5 protein-coding genes are annotated in these 18,694 nt (G+C 50.0%); 2 read left to right on the top strand and 3 right to left on the bottom strand.

Annotated elements, in window-relative coordinates; genetic code table 11:
* Window positions 1-2: 2 nt before the first annotated feature.
* A complete protein-coding gene (locus OCV52_RS20225; RefSeq protein ID WP_137409163.1) occupies window positions 3-323 on the bottom strand; it encodes a hypothetical protein in 321 nt (106 codons plus the stop codon).
* A 682-nt stretch (window positions 324-1,005) separates the two neighbouring features.
* Between OCV52_RS20225 and OCV52_RS20220 the strand changes: the two genes are divergently transcribed.
* Window positions 1,006-14,412: a DUF6531 domain-containing protein gene (locus OCV52_RS20220; RefSeq protein WP_261900877.1), complete on the top strand. Its 13,407-nt coding sequence runs from the start codon at window positions 1,006-1,008 to the stop codon at window positions 14,410-14,412.
* A gap of 52 nt (window positions 14,413-14,464) precedes the next feature.
* Window positions 14,465-15,418 (top strand): hypothetical protein, encoded by a 954-nt coding sequence (locus tag OCV52_RS20215; RefSeq protein WP_137409191.1) that lies wholly within the window; start codon window positions 14,465-14,467, stop codon window positions 15,416-15,418.
* A gap of 317 nt (window positions 15,419-15,735) precedes the next feature.
* Here the strand turns inward: OCV52_RS20215 and OCV52_RS20210 are convergent, their stop codons facing one another.
* A complete protein-coding gene (locus OCV52_RS20210; protein ID WP_137409200.1) occupies window positions 15,736-17,073 on the bottom strand; it encodes an IS4 family transposase in 1,338 nt (445 codons plus the stop codon).
* A gap of 157 nt (window positions 17,074-17,230) precedes the next feature.
* Complete coding sequence (locus OCV52_RS20205) at window positions 17,231-18,445, bottom strand: multidrug effflux MFS transporter (protein ID WP_137409182.1); 1,215 nt, start codon at window positions 18,443-18,445, stop codon at window positions 17,231-17,233.
* Window positions 18,446-18,694: the final 249 nt, after the last annotated feature.

Raw genomic sequence — 18,694 nt, 5'->3', positions numbered from 1 at the left:
CTTTACAGCTGGTTAGTAAATGCAAAATAGCCAGTGATAAACATCATACTTCCAGAGATTAGTGCTGTTGGTATTAGGTACTTTAAGGTAACCAATACCCAAAGCTTATCTCTGGGAATTTTATTGGCATTTTCACTATCTTTAACGTATCCATATAACAAAAGTAAGGAAACAGGTATGTAAAATGCGAAAAGTTGATTTCGAGCGCTTGGTTCGTGTACTTTTAAAATACGTCCAAGAATAATCCCGAGAATAAAAGACAAAATTAGTGCCACTATGGCAACAACAAATGTTAGAAATGAAAAAACAGCTATTATAGACATATTTAAATTATCTCCTTTAATGAGTGTTCTATTGTATTATCGTATCCAACATATCATTCATCAATCTTTGGTTAATCGGGGAGGACTGCCCGATGATAGCCTTGTTTTTGAAGATAATGTAAGAGTATTTGCAGTAGGTTCGCAAATACCTTGATAAAGGTCCTGCTGTTATTTAGAACCAACTTCTTTATCAATCGAGATAAAGAATCATGATGCGATATCAAGCCCAGCATTTGCTGGGCTTTTCGTTATGGCCCATCTGGTATTATTAAACACTGTGCTTGTGTTTGTGTCTGAGCGGTTCAGTCCAGTCAAGCATGGGGCACTGTTAGAGCCGACAATAAAAGCCGTTAACAAGCGCTATCAATCAGTCGCCCCATCCCCCTTCATGAAGTGTCCCCCTGAACGTCTTATCTCCATGCTTTTTGCTTTCGCCATTTTGTAACCCGACCATGAGGTGCGCCCAGTATTTTGAGAGTGTTAGAACTGAGCGATAGTGACAATTTGAAGATAACGTCCTTTTTTTCAATTGTTTGGCATTTGCCATACAAATAGGTTGGTGAAATACAATATGTGACATGTATCATATTTATCGGCCCTTTTTGATTTTTTTTCTCATCTTTTTTCGATTTTTCGCCATGTATATACATCTGATTTTATAAAACAATAACACGGGGTCAGCATGGCAACGATCATCGGTGGGAATGGGTTAGGCCATTTCGATCCACAAGGGCAAGCCAGCATTAAGCTAGGTGGTAACAATGGGCTACAGATCAACGCGTCGAGCGGCAACTTGGTGTTGCATCATCAAGACCAAACCTTAGTCAGTAAAGGTCTGGATCTGTCTCTTGTCCGCACCTACAACAGCCAAGGCCAGCAGCAAGATGGTAATGGCGATAACTGGCGCTTCTCATTCGAGCAAGAAATACAGGTGGCAGGCTCAGTCATTAAACGTGTCTCAGGTGATGGGCATGCTTCAGTGTTTCACGCTAAGGGGAGCGGCTACGAGTCAACGGCCGGTGCAGGGGCCCATGATAGCTTAATTCGCCAGAGTAAAGAGTGGGTATATGAAGAAGGCAGCACAGGCGTCAAGGAGTACTACGATGCCGACAGTGGCCGTATGCTGCGCGCAGAAGACCGATTTGGTAACCAAACCCATTATCGGTATCAAGGTGAGCGGCTGACAGCGGTTCAGAGTGTAAACGGCGAAGAGCTGCGTTTTGTGTTCGATGCCAAGGGTCAGTTGACGCGCATCGATAGCTGGACAGAGGACAGCGCAGGTAATCTCACTCACTCGCACAGTAAAGTGCATTATGGTTACGATGCTAAAGGGCGTTTATCGAGCGTGAAGGTGGACCTCTCGCCGGAAGATAAGTCAATAACGGATGGTCAAGTATTGACGACCCGTTATGAGTACCACGATGACGACAGTCATCTTATTCACCGCATCAGTAAAAGTAATGGCAGTGTGATGACACTCGGCTATGACACGGTGGCGGGGAAACCGCACCTAAGTCGTATTGATGATAACGGCATTGTCACCTTGCTGGATTATCAGCCAGAGCGTGCTAATGGGCACCAGTTGAAAGTGACCGATGCCACAGGGCAGGCGTGGTATTACGCGCATGATGAGCAAGGCCGTTTAGTGGGCACCTTGTCTCCCGAAGTGCGCTACGACAAAGATATTGGTTATGGTTTGAAAGAGTCAAACGGTGAGCCTCATGCGACACGTTACCATTACGATAGTCAGAATAACTTAGTGGCAGCGGTTGAGACAGGGACATTGGGGGAGCGTGTCACCGATTACCAATATGATGAGATGGGCAATTGCACGGTAAAGCGAGCGTTGGGTGAATGGCGTGAACGCTACGAATACGATGACATGCAACGCTTGGTGGCGACGCACATCAATAATGGGCGAGCGGGAGAAGGGCACCGTTATGCCCTCTATGATGGGGTAAACCTGCGTTACGAAATCAACGAAGGCGGGTTAGTGACGGAATACGCATACGATGGCTTTGGTCAGCGCACGCATTCTCGAGTGTATGTGAATGCGGTGTTTGATGCGCAAGGCACTGGTTCCCCATCAATCCAAGCGCTTATGGAGTGGTCAGAGGCACAAGATAAACGTCAAACAGCGTTGACGACGTTCAGTTATCAGCGTGGTCTATTGCATACCCAAACACGGCATGAACAGCTTGATGACCAAGGGGATGGGCTGACGTCGCCTCACCTTGAGGTGGTGGCTTCGAACACTTCTGCGGGAGTTTGGCTGGGTGGCCAACGTATTGATGGAGCGACTTCCGGAGTAACACTGACATTATTGAACGCAGACGGTCAGCTCGTGTCCTCAAAGACGTTCAATACTCACCAGAACGAAGAGCAGTCAGGGCAACTGTTGGGAGAATTAGGGAGTCTCACAAATCGTCACCGTCTCGCCGGCGGTCGAATATATTTGTCAACAAAAGGTGAGTGGAGCAGCGACTTATTACAGAGTGACCTGGGGTTGATTTTGAATGTCGACTTAGCGTTGAATCTATCGAGCGTAGGGGCGCCGGATGAGCCAGTTGTGGCGTTACCTTCTGTACTGTTGGTGGCCTTTGACATTCACCCGGAAGGCGAAACCGCTCAATTGTTGGATGAACAGTCAGCGAGCGAAGGCTCGTTGAGCCTTCGTCACAGTCGGAACGAGCATACTCGTTTTACTTACGATGCGTTTGGTCAGTTATTGGCATCGGATACCTTAGTGGGGGATCTGGAAAGCGGGACCGCGAAGGTCGTGAGCCGCGCGACTCAAGTTTATGATGGGTTAGGGCGCGTTGTTAGCCAAACGGATGCTCAAGGGGTGACCACGACCACCGAATATTTAGACAAAAGCCGTCAGGTTGTGGTGTCTCAAGCGAGTGGTGCTACCGTGACCCAAACGTTCAGTACTGCGGGTCAGTTAATATCAGAGCAACGCAGTGCCCCCACATTGGTGTCACGAGAGCGTCAGTTCCTTTATAACGAAGCGGGGCAGCTTGTGGCGACGCAGCACCCGGATGGCAGTGAGCAATTTCAGTTTTACGATGCGCAAGGTCGGCTTTGGTTGACGGTGTCGGAATTGGGCGCCGTGACGGAGTACCGACGAGATCCACAAGGGCGAGTGGCGGTGGAAGCGCAGTACGCCAGTGAGGTTGACACATCCGATTGGGTTAGGGGCGGTACGCTGACCGTCACGGGCGAGTCGGTCTTGTCTGGGTTGTCAACCACCATCAAACCGCGCGTGACGAGGTCTTATTTTGAGGATGACAGAGAGACGGTCAAAACTACCGTGGTTCTTGGCGATAGGGACGCGCTGGTCAATAGCGTGGAATTGGATGCGCAAGGGCGGGTATTGGTTGAGCGTAATAGCCGAGGCAGCATTTCGATTCGGCATGAATACGATGAGGCCGGGCGCAAGGTATTGAGTCGAGATGAGGGCGGTTACGTGACTCAGTATTGGTATAACGCACGAGGGCAAGTGACAGAAACGCGTCGTTACCATCACCCTGACCTTACGGAATCTTCGCCGATTCGAGTACCAGACGGCGAGTTTGATCGCACTCAAGTCGTCTATGACCATCATGGACGCGTGCGTTTTCAGATGAACGAGCAAGGGGCTTTAACCGAGACTTGTTACTTCGACGCTGGGCGAGACAAGAAAGTGTATTGGCATCCATTTGGCGATGAAGACATGAGTCAAGTTGACATCGCTCGTGTGGTTGAAGGCATCAACTCCGGTTCATCGCCTGCATTGGGGGCGAGCTATCCAAAAGTGCTGCTTTCACGTGAGCGTCGTGATGAAGCCGGTCGCTTGATGGTGTCAACAGACCGACACGGAGTGGAAACGCGCTATGTGTATGAGGATGTGACGGGAAGGCTGCGTCAGACCATCACGGGGGCCAACACGTCAGTGAGCCGCTCAGAGTACCGCACATACAATGGCTTTGGTGAGCTGACTGGGCAAGTGGTAGCGGCTGGGCAGCAAGATTGGCAAAGTGTGGCGTTGTCTGGCTTGATAGAGGATCGAGGTGTCCGCACTGAGTTTGATGTCATGGGGCGTAAGTCGAGTCAATATCATCCAGCCACGGGCACGACAACGTACGAATATGACAAAGCGGGGCACTTAATTCAAACCACGGATGCGCTGGGGAATACGCGGAGCAAGACGTATAACACGTATGGCGAAGTGAGCGGCACACGCATCGATGGTGAGGTCATTAAGGCGTTTGAATATGACCCAATGGGCCGATTGAGCCGAGAGTTGGATGGTGAAGGGGTGCGCACCACTTACTTATATCAGCAAGACGGTCGTCTAAGTCATCGTGTACGCCAACACGTGGCACAGGCTTACGCGAATTTCGGAGAGCGCAGTGGCAGCCAAATCGCGCGTCATGTCACGAGGTATGAATACGATGAACGAGGGAACGTGATTCATCAGTCCGTCGCCAAAGATTATCGCGCTGGCACCCGTATTGAGGATGGAGATACGCGAGAGGCCGTGACCTCTTCGCGTGTGAAGTACGCCTCACAGTGGCAGCGTAAATATGACCATCGAGGTCGTATGGTGAGTGAAACCAACGGTGAAGGCGTCGAGCGAGTGACCGATTATGTGGCGGGTGGTCGCATAAAAACGGTGAGGTTATCGGGAGCTGTGCAAGAGCGCATTGAGATGGATGCTCTGGGTCGAACGTTATCGCTGACCAATGGCGCAGGAGAGAAGACTGAGTATGAGTACGATGATGCGAACCATCGCGTGACTGTGGTGTCGCCGGGGGGCATTCGTACGGTCACCGAAAAGAACGCGCACGGTGAAACAGTGACCATCACCGATGGGCTGGGTCATCAGCGTGGCTTTGAATACAATGCGCAGGGTAAAGTGACCCGCACCACCTTCCTCGCCAAAGGCGACGACGAACCTCAAACTTTGTCTTCCAACGAATACCACGCCCAAACTGGGCTGTTGACCTTCTCTACCAATGCTGATGGTACGCGCACCGAATATCGTTACGACGCGCTGGGCCGCCAGTGGAAAGTGATTCAAGACGCCGATGGAGAAAAATTAACCACCACTTACGCCTACAACGCCGATGGGCAGCGCATCAGTGAAAATCGTGAGGGGCGAGTGACGACCCTGCGCTTTGACAGTCAGGGCCGTAAAATCTGGGCTGAGCAAGGCGGGGTAGGCACCGAGTACACCTATGACCTCGATGGTCGGATAATCGAGCAGGTAGAAGGGGCGTTGGCAGCGAATGGCCAGATTCAGCAAGAGCGTGTGACTGAGTATGAGCGAGACGTCATGGGCGCAGTCCTTGAAAAGCGCGTGCGTTCAGGTCAGAGCTGGTCTGGTCGGGCGAGTAACCGCAGCGTGTCTTATCGCTATAATGCTGCTGGTCAAGTAATAGAGAAGCAAACGGGTCAAGGTGGTATTTCGCGCACTGTGTATGACGCGCAGGGCCGGGTCCAGTACGTCATCAATGCGCTGAATTATGTGACGGCGTATGAGTACGATGCGGCCAACCGAAAAATACAAACCACTCGTTATGCCAAGGCTATAGCACCAATGAACGCATGGACGGTGGAGAGCGTGAATGATGCGTTATCGGGCAGTGGGCGTGTCACCGAACATCGTTATGATGAATCAGGACGTTTGGCATTTGATATTGATGGTTTGCACTATGCCACGGGTTATGAGTATGACGCGGCGAATCGAGTTATACGCACCACGCGATACGCCAAACCGGTGACCGACAGTGATTGGTTAGCGGCCTCGCCGAACAATCGAATCAGTGAGTCCATTTACGACGAGAAAGGGCAATTGCGCTTCAGTATCAGTGAAACGGGGGCGGTGACGGAGCGCGGTTACGATGTCATGGGGCGGGTAACGCATACGATTCGTTACGACCAACCGGTGAGTCTGCAAGGGCGCAGTGACGCCGAGGTGGCGGCATTTAAAGCCGCGTTATCACAAGAAGTTCAAGCGGGGCGAGTACGCTCAGAGCTGAGTGTGTTCGATGTGCTGGGTCGCTTGGTCTTTGAGATGGATGGCGAAGGGTACTTAGTGGAGTACCAATACAATCGGCACTCGGAGAAAACTCGACAGAAAGTGTACGTCAATAACGAGGCTTTGTCTGTGGCGTTGGAGGTCGTACGCCAGCAAGACAGCACTTTAGAGGACGGAGCCGCCATTCGATTGGCACTGAGCCGCCTGGCGTCAGCGGACATTGTATCCGACAAGCTCAATCAACAACTGGCTACACTGAGCGATCAACAAGCCCGCATTGATAACATGAAGCAGTCATTGGCGGAATTGTCCTCCGGTATCGCGCGCACTCATGCAGAAAATGGTGTGTTGGGCAATCAGCTAAGTGGCGCCACTCAACGTTTGAACCGTCTATACCAAGAGGCCAGTTTAGAAGCGGCGCGTCAAGAGACTTTGGCGCGAGACATCGTTTCCTTACAGGGAGCGATTCGCCAGGAAGAGCAGGCCTTAATTCGTAAATATGAGGTGGCATTAGGTAAGGCGCGCACGGCCAAGCAGTCAGCGCAGAGTGCGTTGTCTCGTGAGCCAAATAATGAAGGGCTTCGAGCGATATTGACGCAAGCAACGGAAGATGAAGCGTCGGCACAGGCGAGGTTATCGTCGCTAAAATCTCAGATTGCGGCCAACCCATTCACTTCCGTTGAGGGGGCCGAGCCCTCTGACTTTGAGCCAAGCTTATTGCAGGTGAGTGCGTACAATCCAACATTCAAGCCAGATGTGGGTGACGGCACCGCAACGTTGGACGATGTGGATGGGTTGAGTGATCGTGCGGAGCAGCACATCGAAGGCGCTGATGGCAAGCAGGTTCAAGCGCAGCAAAGCGTGGTGGCGAACCGAGCGACAGTAGAGGCTTTGCGTAAAGAGCTGGAGAGTTTATCGGCGGCAATGCAGGCACAGTTTGATGCGTTGAGTGAGCAGCGTGCGGGGTATGACGCGTTACAAGTTACCTTAGCGCAGGATCAAAGTCGAGTTGAAGCGAGACAGGCGGCATTTAACACTAGGACGATCGAATTTTCACAAAAAAGCGTAGCGTGGAGCAGCTCTTTACGCGCGGCTGAAGCTGCTGAAACAATTGGTAAAGAACAGCAGACAAAGGTTAGGAGAGCTGAATCGAGTGAGCGAGCGAAATCCCAAGGACTGATAAGTGCAAGCAGGCATTTGTCAGCTCAGAAAGAGATTTTGTCACAGGCCGAACGAGACAGGGCCGTTAAACAGCGTGAGTTGGATGCTGCTAAGCGCGAGTTGACTACCGCCAAAAGCTCAGAGGAGCAGGTGTTTTCGTTATTAGCTGCAAGTGCCAGAGGCATAAAAAGTCATAGTGATAGTGCAATGCGCGATTTAAGTTCCCGTTTATTACGCACGCGCGCGTCGAATATAGCGGCATTGAATACCTGTATTGGAGTAGCGAATAATCTAAAAAAAACCTTTACCACCCGCTTATCAAAAGCTACGACTGAAAAAGCAAAGTGGGATGCTGAAGCTGAATACAACTGGAAAATGTTTTATCAAGCATCTGGCGGGGTTGAGGAAGTGTTTTATGATCGGGCAATAGATGCGGAAGATGAGGCAAACCGCTATGCCAGACAGATGACACAGTTCAGAAGAGATATTAGTGTATTGTCTACTATCATCAGCCAGATACGGAACTTTAGGTACGCCAAACAGAGAAGCTCGCAAGCCAAAACAGTTGTGTCACTTTCTCAAAATGCGTTGACCCAGAAAAATAATTTGGTCACACAGGCGTCACAACGAGTTAATGATGCTGAACGCGCAGTGCAGGCGGCTCAGCGGGCACATCAGCAGGCAATTAACGCACTAACTCAGGCTAGGCGAAGTCTTAGTGCAGCTTATCAAGCGTTCCGCGAGGCTGAAGAGCAGCTCTCTCAGGCTAGGCGTGCTCGTGAAGCATCACAAGCGCTGTTATCGGAAGCGCGCACCCATTTGGAACAAGCTCAGGCTGATAAACTTCGAACAGAGACAGAGCTGCTTGCGGCGCGAACGACCTTAAACCAAGCGAGCATCAAGTTTGGTCAAGCGCACCAATCGCTGAGTCGGACTGCGCAGTCATTGCAAACCGCCCGACAGCACCTTGGTGACGCCGTGGCGTTGCACGGGGAGGTCAATGTTGCCCTAACTCAGGCTCACACCTCGACACATCAAGCGAGTGAGGCCATTGAGCAAGCACAGCAGCAGGTGCATCTGGCACGTTATACCACGCTTCGTCAGGCAAAGGCTGATATTGCCAGCAACGATACGGACTACGAGTATGACGCGCGCGGGCGGTTAATCACTGAGCGCTCGGCGATAGTCAGCTACGCTGACGTGCAAAAAGAGCAAGCGGTCACCCAGTTCATTGGTCGGCTGACGACTCGTCATGCCTACGACAGTTTAGGCAATGTACTGCGTACCACAAAGGCCGACGGCACTCGCCTGCAAAATACTCAGTCCTTCACTTATGACGTAGAAGGACATCAAGTGCAAGCCCAGGGCTTGGCGGGCAATCAGGTGGTGTACAACGGTCAGGGGCTGGCGTCCATTAATATTAATGCTGAAGGTGCACGCCGCGACCGCGTATACGACGCGGCGGGTCAGTTACGTTTTGATGTGGATGAATTGGGGTACATCACCGAGCATCGTTACAACGGCTATGGTGAAAAAATTGAGCAACGCCGTTACGCCAAGGCGTACACCACAGCGCGTCAACCGGGTCAAAGCCTGAGCGTATCGGCATTGAGTGACTTTACTCAGAAAGGAGGCGATTGGCGTCAGGTCAGCGAGGCCTACAATGCTCGCGGTGAGCGTGTTGCTGTGACACAGAGCAGCAGCGTGGATGCGCATACTTTAACTGAACGTACGGAGTTCAACCGTTTCGGTGAACGAGTGAGCGTGTCTAAACACTATGACGGTGAGCTAAGCACACAGGTCAAACACTTGTACTCGGTCACAGGGCAGCGGTTGGCGAGCCTAAATGAAGAAAATTACTTGACGTTATATGGTTACAACGGGTTGGGTGAGTTGTCGGAAGAGAAAATCTTGACCCATCGTTATCAAGGGGAGTGGCGCCTGAGTCACGTCGACGCCTGGGTGAGCACACAGACATCGGCACAAGCGATGCGCCGAATAACCTATGGCTACGACGCGCGAGGGCATCGCCATCAAGTGACGCGTCATAATGTGACGTTCAGTGCGCATGACGGTGATCGGGTAAGCCATCACACCGATGATCTTGTGACCACGACTTATCACGATTATGCGGGTCGGATGACCATGACCGTTGAGGAGGTGGGGGCTCCGGATGCGTCGACGCACAGCTCGGCCGCCAATCGGATCACACAAGAGTATGATGCGCTGGGGCGTTTGGTGTCGACTTGGGGTAAAGCCCGTGATTACGTGGTGTCAGGGCTGGCGATTGCCGGTCAAACCGAGCGTCCGGCACGTTTACGTGCTCATCAACGCGTGGATTATCTGTACGACGCCCAAGGTAACCAAGTGGCGACATTGACGGAAGGGCGCCAGAGCTTTCAATACTTTAGTGTTCAAGGTCAGCTGACGGGAAGGGAGAACGCGTTGGGTCACTACACCCAAGTGGAGAGCGACCTGATGAACCGGGTGATTCGAGAAAGTACTCAGGTAAAGGTGGGTGAGGGCTTGGCGTACACGCATCAGCGTACGACAGAATACGCTTATGACGCTACGGGGCGTCAAACGGGCACGACGGTGAAAGCGGCGTCAGGGGACATCACGGAGTCGGCGCAGTACAACGCCTTTGGTGAAGTGACCGAGAAGCACCATAACGCCACGGTCCAAGAGCGTTATCGCTACAACGGTTTGGGCCGGGTGACGGTAGCGACGCGTCAAGGCATCCAATCACGATATCAGTATGACGGGCAAGGTCAGGTGACTCAAGACGTGACTGGCGAAAAGAGCGTACATCGTGAGTACGATCGTTTGGGTCACTTGCTTCGAGAAGAGAGCACCGCCTTTGGTGGGAAGGTCAGTGTGACGACCCAGCAGTTTGACCGGTTTGGTCAGGTGCGAAGCCGAGTGGTCAATGGCCAGACGACCCATTTTACTTACAATCATGCAGGTCAAGTGACGCGTGTCACGGCACCGGCAACTCGAACGGTGGACTCCGCAGGTCAGGTGACGTCCTCGTCGGGCGTGAGTTTAATGTATTACGACGCGCAGGGGCATCGGATTGCGGTGCAAGACGCTAATGGTCAGTGGCAAAAGAGCTACTACGATATGTCGGGGCAGAAACTGATGGACGTTAATGGCAGTGGCGATGCCAGTCATTACTATCATGATGCGCTGGGGAACAGAGTCGCACGGGTCAATAACGCGGGCCAGGGAGAAATGTTTGACTTTGATGCGCAGGGGCAACTTCTCAGTCGCTCTCGGTTGAGTGCCGACCGAACTTATGCGGAATTGTACGTTCGTTACGCGTATGACCAAGTTGGGCAACGTTACCTGGAAGAGTGGCAAGGGGAGTCGGGTTACCGAACGTATACGCAATATGATGCGGTCGGGCGGATCACAGAGACTCAGGGCGAAGGGACTCATCGTCGCTATGAGTATAACACGCTGGGACAAAAAACGGCGGAGCACTGGCTGGAAGATGGGGCCATTCAGGCCACCAAGCGGGCCGCGTACAACGCGATGGGGCGAGTGACACAAGAGACGTGGCTAAATGGTCAGGTTATCGTTTATGAGTATGATGACTTTGGACGGGTTACGCGTAAATACGGGGGGGATTTAGACCAACGTTTTGTCTACGACCGCGGTGGATTACTGGCTCAGCAGACGGTCGGCGGCAAGTCTGAGACGTATGTTTATGATGTGAATGGTCGTGAGACACAACGAGTGCTGAAAGAGGGAGAGCACCGACTGAATACTCACACGCAGTGGGATGCAATGGGTCGTATTCACACGATTAAAGCGACCGAAGCACGGGCATTTGGCGAGAGCTTAGCGGCGTCGGAAGTACGTTATGACTACGATGCGGTGGGTAACCGTCGTAAAGTGGTGACCGTGAAAGGCGAGGAGACGCAGACGCGTTGGTACCATTATGACGGAGATAACCGGATGGTCGGCTCTCATACTCGAACACAAGATGTGGCGACGGTGGCGATAGGTGGGCATGACGGTAGCCGGATCATCACCTACAACGCACTGGGTCAAAAAGTGAAAGAGGTGCGCTGGGCCAATACATCCAGGGAGGTGTATTACCGTCAAGGGCGGTCGAGTCAGCGCGATGAGTTGGTGAAAACCGAGACGTTGACGGGGTATGACGAGAATGGACACCTGAACCAAGTCAACGAGTTTGAGTATGCGGGGCGTCAGCGAGTCAAAGTGTATGAGATGCAGCAGCGCAACGCACGAATGGGGCATGCGATTGAGCAAGAGAGCAGCCGTTATGAGTACCGTTATTGGAGCGCGACGCATCAGGCTGGGGCGACGGCCCGAGCCGAGCAGAGCAGCGTCAAAGATGAGAAGGTCGACTATTTCTATTGGGATGGTCAGCTGACCTCGCAGCATATCGATGGGCGGAGTGATCGCAGTCGTGGGTTTCGAGGGCAATACGACACGCATATGACGTACCACTATTCGGGTCAGCTGAGTGAGCAGCGCACCACCAATTTGAAAAGTGGCGGTGTCGTAGATACGCAAGCTTACACTTACCAAGCTAAAGATGCGTTTCGTAAATCTACATTAACGGTGGGCACCACCCGCCGGGCTTGGGGACGTTCGTATGAAGATGGTAAGACGGAGTATCACTACAACCCAGCAGGGCATTTGCAGAGCGTGACCAGTACAAAGTCGTCGAGTGAGCGTAAAGTGTTGAGCGATTTTGAGGGGCAGATAGCGCTGCAACTGAATGATGGCCAATTGACGGCAGAGCTGAGCAGTGGTGGCAATCCTTTAGCGCATGTGTCGAATAAGATAGACGCCGACTTAATGGATGAGAAAGCGAGTACGGTGGGGCAACAACCGGGCAGTTACGTTGTGTCGGCCAATGACACGTTACAGCGAGTGTCACAGCGGGTCTACGGTGACAGTCGTTACTGGTACTTGTTGGCTGATGCAAATGGTGTGTCTCCGAGTGAGCCGCTGGTAGAAGGCAAGCGTTTGGTGGTGCCAAACCAGCATACGCAGACGTTCAACGGTGCAGAAAGCTTTAAGCCTTATAACGAAAGTGAGGTGCTGGGCAACATCAGCCCGGATCCGATCGCCCCACCTCCGCCGAAGAAGAGTTGTAATCCGGTGGCAATGATCGTGATGACGGTGGTTGCCGTGGTGGTCACCGTTTACACGGCGGGTGCGGCGGCGCCAATGATATCAGGAGTTACGGGAGCGGCGGTAGGCAGCGCTACGGGCATGGCAGCAGGTATGGCGGCCTTGGCCGGCGGTGCGAGCGTTGGCATGAGTGCTGGGGTCGCGATGGGCGCGGCGGCGATCGGAGGCGCCATGGGCTCGGTTGCGAGTCAATTGGTTGGTAAAGCCATGGGCGTGGTGGATGATTTCTCATGGGGACAAGTGGCCATGGGCAGTTTTGCGGCGGCAGCGGCAGCAGGCGTAGGCCGGTACTTGAGTGGAGGCTGGGCGGCGACACCGGAGACGGCGAAAGCGGCGAGCGCAGCTCAACAGGCGAGCTTTGTCGATAGGCTGGGTACCGGTTTGGTACGCAGTACAGCCTCCTATGGTACGCAGTATTTGGGGGCTAAGGCGTTAGGCGGAGAGATGTCATTTAACTGGACGAATTTTGCGGCTTCGGTGGTCGGAAATGCGGCGAGTCATGAGTTGAGTTTCTCTTTGGGTGAAGGCAGTGGGTCACACTTCACATCAGGTTGGGTTGGCGCGGCGGCGGCGTCAGTGTTGCGAGGAGAGTCGCTGCGAGCTAACGCAGGGCGCTTCGCTTTGGATGCGTTTGGTAATACGTTGGGCAATGCGTTGGTGAAAGAGCGATTGTCAAATGAGAAAACAAGGGCTGAGCCGTTTGCTTCCACTCAGGCACCTAGAAAGGGTCGTGTTTTTACTGAACAATATGGAACCCAGCCTCTTAAAGACATAATGAACAAAAATGGTCAACCAACGACGATTGTAACGCCACTTTCTGCAGCGGATGACCCGAGTAACTGGAATTTCCAAGAGGAAGATTTAACATTCGCGACGCATGTGAGCGGATGGGATGCGCAGTTAGAACATCACTTTGGAGAGTTAGCACTGGGAGTCAGCGGACATGAGCGCTCGCCTGGACCTTGGCGTGATGGTTATGTGCTTAATGAGCGTGTTCCAATGTCTCCACCAGTACCAATATCCCCTATTGATAATTCAGGAACAAACACCTCCTTTGAGTTTTTCAGTAACCTCAATGAGTGGTGGGCAGAGCAGGAGAGCAAGCATCCTGTACTTGCTCAAGCATTCAGTAGGCAAGCTTTACCCCAAACGGTCACCGGGATAATAAGTGATGCGACCTCTGGGCTGGTTGGTTCGCTGAGAACTCAGGTCAAAATCGGGAATGTTTCTTACTCAGAGCCGTACAAAAAGGTTAGGTTCACTCATGTACATAACCCAACTCCAAGTTTTACAGAGCCAGCTCTTCTCTCCAGAGGTGTTGAAAAGTGGAATGCTGCTTCGGCAGTGAAAATGGCTCACGGCTTAGGTGAGTTTTCACAGTCGGCGAAAACGGGTGGGGTGATCGGTGCGGTTATGGCGCCTGCCGGTACAGTCTTGTATTACGTAATGGACGATAGTAAAGATATGGCGTCGGCAGAGTTTGCACATGAGATTGTATATAATACGGGTAAAGGTGTTATATCTGGTTATGTTGCAGGTGCCGCAGGTGCCGCTGCGACAGCACTTCTTGTCGCGAGTGCGCCTGCTTGGCTCGCTGCTTTAGGGGGGATAGCTGCCGGTGTTGGTGTAGGGATGTTGGTTTCTGAAGGCATTGATTATACCGCTCAGGGTATTAGCAGTGGGCTTGACTCATTTAACCAGTATGGTGCCGAAAACTGGGGCTGGTAGGTTTCTTAAAGAATGATAAGAGGGGCTGGTTAAGCCCCTTTAAAGGATAATTATGCAGAGTATGTCGGATGAAAGTGAGTTGATTGATTTTGGGGGGATTTTTATAATATTGGCTTTAGCGGGAGGAGCTGTGCTGTTGCGGTCCTATTTTGATGCAGCAGCTTTACGCGTTTATGTCAGTATATTTTTATTGATGCTAACTATCTTTATAATTGGAGCGGCCTATTTTAGAACGCGAGTTAAATTGTCTTTTGCTTTTGTAAGCTGGCGGTTTTTGTTATTTACGACATCTTTCGCCTACGTGTTATCAATCATAATATATCAGTGGAGTACATATAGCGGTAGTTTGCTTAGTATCGCAATGTTATTGCTCTTGCCAATAGGCATGTGTTGTTGTGGGTTTCTCACCAGGGTACTAGAACCCAAATCAAACTTTAGAGTAGGGTTAATGAAGGGCCGCTTTAAGGCTTCATCTTTTTCATTCAATTCTGCTATCTGGCAAGGCACTGTCTCAGACAATAATCCAGTCCTGTTGTTCTTTGGTTTTAAGACAACAAAAGGCGATACTCACCAAAGTACTTTTCGCAAAGTGGGGGCTTTGTCAGCTGTGGGCACCTCCATTGCCATCTCCATACAGGATAACGGCGGTGAGATAATGGTTGATATGTTGATTTTGGTTATTTTGAGTATGTGTTTCGCTTACGTTTATTCATTTAGCTATCTCGCAGATTTTGTTTTCTGTGTTAGGGCTAGATTTTCTTTGTATCAAATAAATATGGTAAATAACCGAAAACAATTAATGAAAGAGCTAAAGTCATTAGGTGTACCTGCTGAATCATATACACTTTCAGGTGAGCTAGCCAATGATAAGTATTGTTTACAAGAGAGAGAGGGCCGGTGGTATGTTTACTATGCAGAGCGAGGAAGACGTCTTAGTGAACAAGAATTTATTGAAGAGTCAGCCGCGTGCCAATGTTTATTGGAAAAACTGAAACGGTTAATTTAGGCTAGCTAGTCTTTAATGAGTGGCTAATTACCCTTAGCCGCTTGCCTCATTAGCATATCGCTCACAAACTTCTGTTTGGTGAGAGGTCGTGTGTCTGCCCAATGACAGCCTTGCTTTTGAAGATAATGTGAGAGTATTTGCAGTAGGTTCGCAAGTAGTGGAATGATTTTTAATTTTATGGAGTAGAGTACCTCGTTATTATTTCTCAATACGAGTATGTTGATAAAGGTCCTGCTGTTATTTAGATCCAACTTGTTTATTCATCGAGATAAGGGGTCATGGTGCGATATCAAGCCCAGCATTTGCTGCAATGTAGTTCACTTAAGCGGAGCTGCTTTGCGATTAATTGGGTAGCGAGTCTTTGATATTTTTACCGCCCTAGGCCGATTAGGCTTAGGGCGTTTGTCTATAAAGAGGACTGATAAGTCTCCCCTTAGACTCTTTAAACGCTTAGGTGTATTGCCTGGCGATATCGCTTTACTCATCACCTTCAGTTGGCTCGCTATAAACTGACAAGCGTATTTAAAGCTAATTTCATTCGGCATTCTTCCATGTTCAACTGCTGCCTGACTTGCTTCACGTCTTACCAAATTATAACCAAGCAACAGCCCCCAGAGTTCTTGATAAACAAGGTTTACTGTTTTACTGCGTAATACTAAGGCATTGTGTTGCATTGAGCTTTTGATATCACGATAACCTAATTCGATTTCCCAACGTTCATGATAAAGTTCGGCTACCGCTTTCGCGTCGTAGTCTGCTCTTGGAAGGGATGTAAAAACAGTTTTCTGCTTACCTTGTACTTCATAGGTCACCGCTCTGACTTGCCATTTTTCAGGTAAACTAGGGTTCTTTTTGAGAGCTTGCGGTGAGACGTTCATTTCGATGAGCATATCATTGCTTTCTTCTTCATCTAAAAGTGTGTATTTCAACCCTTTCCTTGCTGGTATCAACCAATGTCTATTAATACCGCTATTTTGAAGAGAGAGAAGTAAGTCTGCACCGTAAAAACCTTTATCTAGTAACGTCACAGAGTTATCTGGTAAAGAGTCGATGAAGGGCATAGCAAGTGGGATTTCACCACGCCGATAAGGGCTTATGGCAGCGTCAACGATGACATGAGAACGGACATTCATCATAGTCACAACTCTTAGCATTGGATGTGGTGTCTGCCTGCTACTCGAGGTATTACCCGAGCCAAAGTGCTCTCTAAGTTCGGGCGTATCCGCGGTGCGAAAAAGAGCACCGTCTACAGCAAAAACTTGTAATCCTTGCCACGTATCATCACGGTATCGTTCAAGACCCCACGTTCGCCCACATTGTTTAAACAACCACTCTGGTGCAGCACTGCCTAAACGTTGTCTTGCCTGGGTTAAAGCACTTTTTGCTAATAACTCTTCATCAGCCAAGCCATCCGCACAGACATTCATTCTTCGTGCGACTTCGGCAATTGGTTCATTACGGAAGAAGGCCATGCCGACAATTAACCACAAGACCATGTCACTTGGTAGTCGACGTCGGCGAATAGTCGCTTTATCAGAAAGACTAGCTGCCTTAACAACCCATTCATCTGGGATATGTTCAGAGAAAGTGGTGAGTTGAGCTACATCAACAGGATTTTCTTCGAGGAAATCGACAAAATAGTTTTGGATAGACATAAAAAATCGGAAGCCTAGAAACAGGCTTCCGATTATCTCTCAGAAGAAGGATCGGTCAACCGATCCTTATCTGATCTACATTGCAGCATTTGCTGGGCTTTTCGTTATGGACTATCCACAAACTATCAAACTATATGCTCTTGATTGAGCTGTTTAATCAAGAGCTTTCAGCCTGCTTCAATCGGCTTTGACGCCAGTAATTGAGCGATGAGATGGCTGCTAAAAAGGCAACGACAGCGGTCATCACATGTATGACTGACTCCGACGTCCCTTCATACGCATTACTGCCTAAATCAATCGCTGCAGAAACGATAAATAGACGAATAGCTGTCACCAGTGATGCTGCGATTCCCGTTAGCTCCGGAAAAACTTGCATCGATTTCGCAAAGAACAATCCAATCGATAACCCTGCACCTATTGAAAACAAGCACATCGTCCCTGTTAGGATGAATGGTGAGTTAAGTTGTTCAGACGGCAATAAGAAAAAGATGAGCGTGGTGGTAAATATTAAGCCAAGCCCAGTACTTTTTAATTTATCAATGCCAAACCTGTCGATTAAGCGTGCGTTGTTCAAACTCACCAAGACGAATGTGCCCAGTGTTGCCATTTGGAAAAACGGGAACTGATCAGGGCTGACTTCTAATTGCTCTATATACAATAACGACATGTTGGAAACATAAATCATATAGGCGGCAAGAATTAAGCTCGTCACTAGCGTGTTGTACCAAAAGGCTGACGAAGACAATAGGTTTTTGTAGTCGCTTGCTATTCGCTTTGGCGCGACCTTCTTCCGTTTATCTTTACTCAAAGATTCAGGCAAGAAGAAGAAACATTTGGTCGCAGAAAGCAGTACTAAAATGGCGATAAAGACAAAGTTTGCTTTATACCCCATATGGAGGCTTATCCAGCCGCCAATAAGAGGTGCAAAAGCCATCAAGCTGACCACTAAAGTGTTGAGATCGGCAATCAGTTTGGCGGCGGGTTCTTCTTCAAACAGATCAAAGATCATTGCGGTACCAACGATCACACACGCCGAACTGCCAAAGCCTTGAAGTAGTCGAAACGCCAGTAATTGCTCGATACTCGAAGCATAAATACAGCCGATACTTGCAGCAAGAAAGACGCTAAAACCAAACATTAGTATCTTTCGGCGACCAAAATGGTCCGATAGTGGTCCATAGAGTAAGGAACCAAGACAGATGCCGATAAAGTTATAGCTCAGAATGCGCTGCACCATAACCGCGTTAGTGTTGAAGTCGTTCAATATATCGGGAAATGTGGGTAGATAGATATCCGTCTCCATGGCAGCACCAAGGAATATGAATACCATTAAAAATCGAAACCACTTCCCCTCATGAGAGATGGGAAACATAGTTAATCCAATGAGTTATTATTATAAAAGTCAGAAGCGCAAACTCTGCAAGTGCAGGTAGGCTTAGAATGAAATTTTGATATTGGGATGCGCGTAGTAGAGAGGAGTGTTACGCAGGGTTGTCATTCCCGTCACTTGGTTGTGATCAAGTAGGGTGTAAATGTAACATAATGTTTCATCATTTCAAGGCGTCGATTGCTGTTTTTTCGCTCCCCTACGCAAACGATAAAAGTCGTGTCATTTTAACTT

The sequence above is a fragment of the Vibrio chagasii genome, assembly GCF_024347355.1.
Classification (GTDB): Bacteria; Pseudomonadota; Gammaproteobacteria; order Enterobacterales; family Vibrionaceae; genus Vibrio; species Vibrio chagasii.
The sequence above is the reverse complement of the archived record's forward strand: the minus strand, read 5'-3'. Positions and strand labels throughout refer to the sequence as shown.

What these genes read in the sequence shown, in the direction of transcription:
- OCV52_RS20225 (WP_137409163.1), bottom strand. Translation starts at nt 323, where the DNA reads ATGTCTATAATAGCTGTTTTTTCATTTCTAACATTTGTTGTTGCCATA.
- OCV52_RS20220 (WP_261900877.1), top strand. Translation starts at nt 1,006, where the DNA reads ATGGCAACGATCATCGGTGGGAATGGGTTAGGCCATTTCGATCCACAA.
- OCV52_RS20215 (WP_137409191.1), top strand. Translation starts at nt 14,465, where the DNA reads ATGCAGAGTATGTCGGATGAAAGTGAGTTGATTGATTTTGGGGGGATT.
- OCV52_RS20210 (WP_137409200.1), bottom strand. Translation starts at nt 17,073, where the DNA reads ATGTCTATCCAAAACTATTTTGTCGATTTCCTCGAAGAAAATCCTGTT.
- OCV52_RS20205 (WP_137409182.1), bottom strand. Translation starts at nt 18,445, where the DNA reads ATGTTTCCCATCTCTCATGAGGGGAAGTGGTTTCGATTTTTAATGGTA.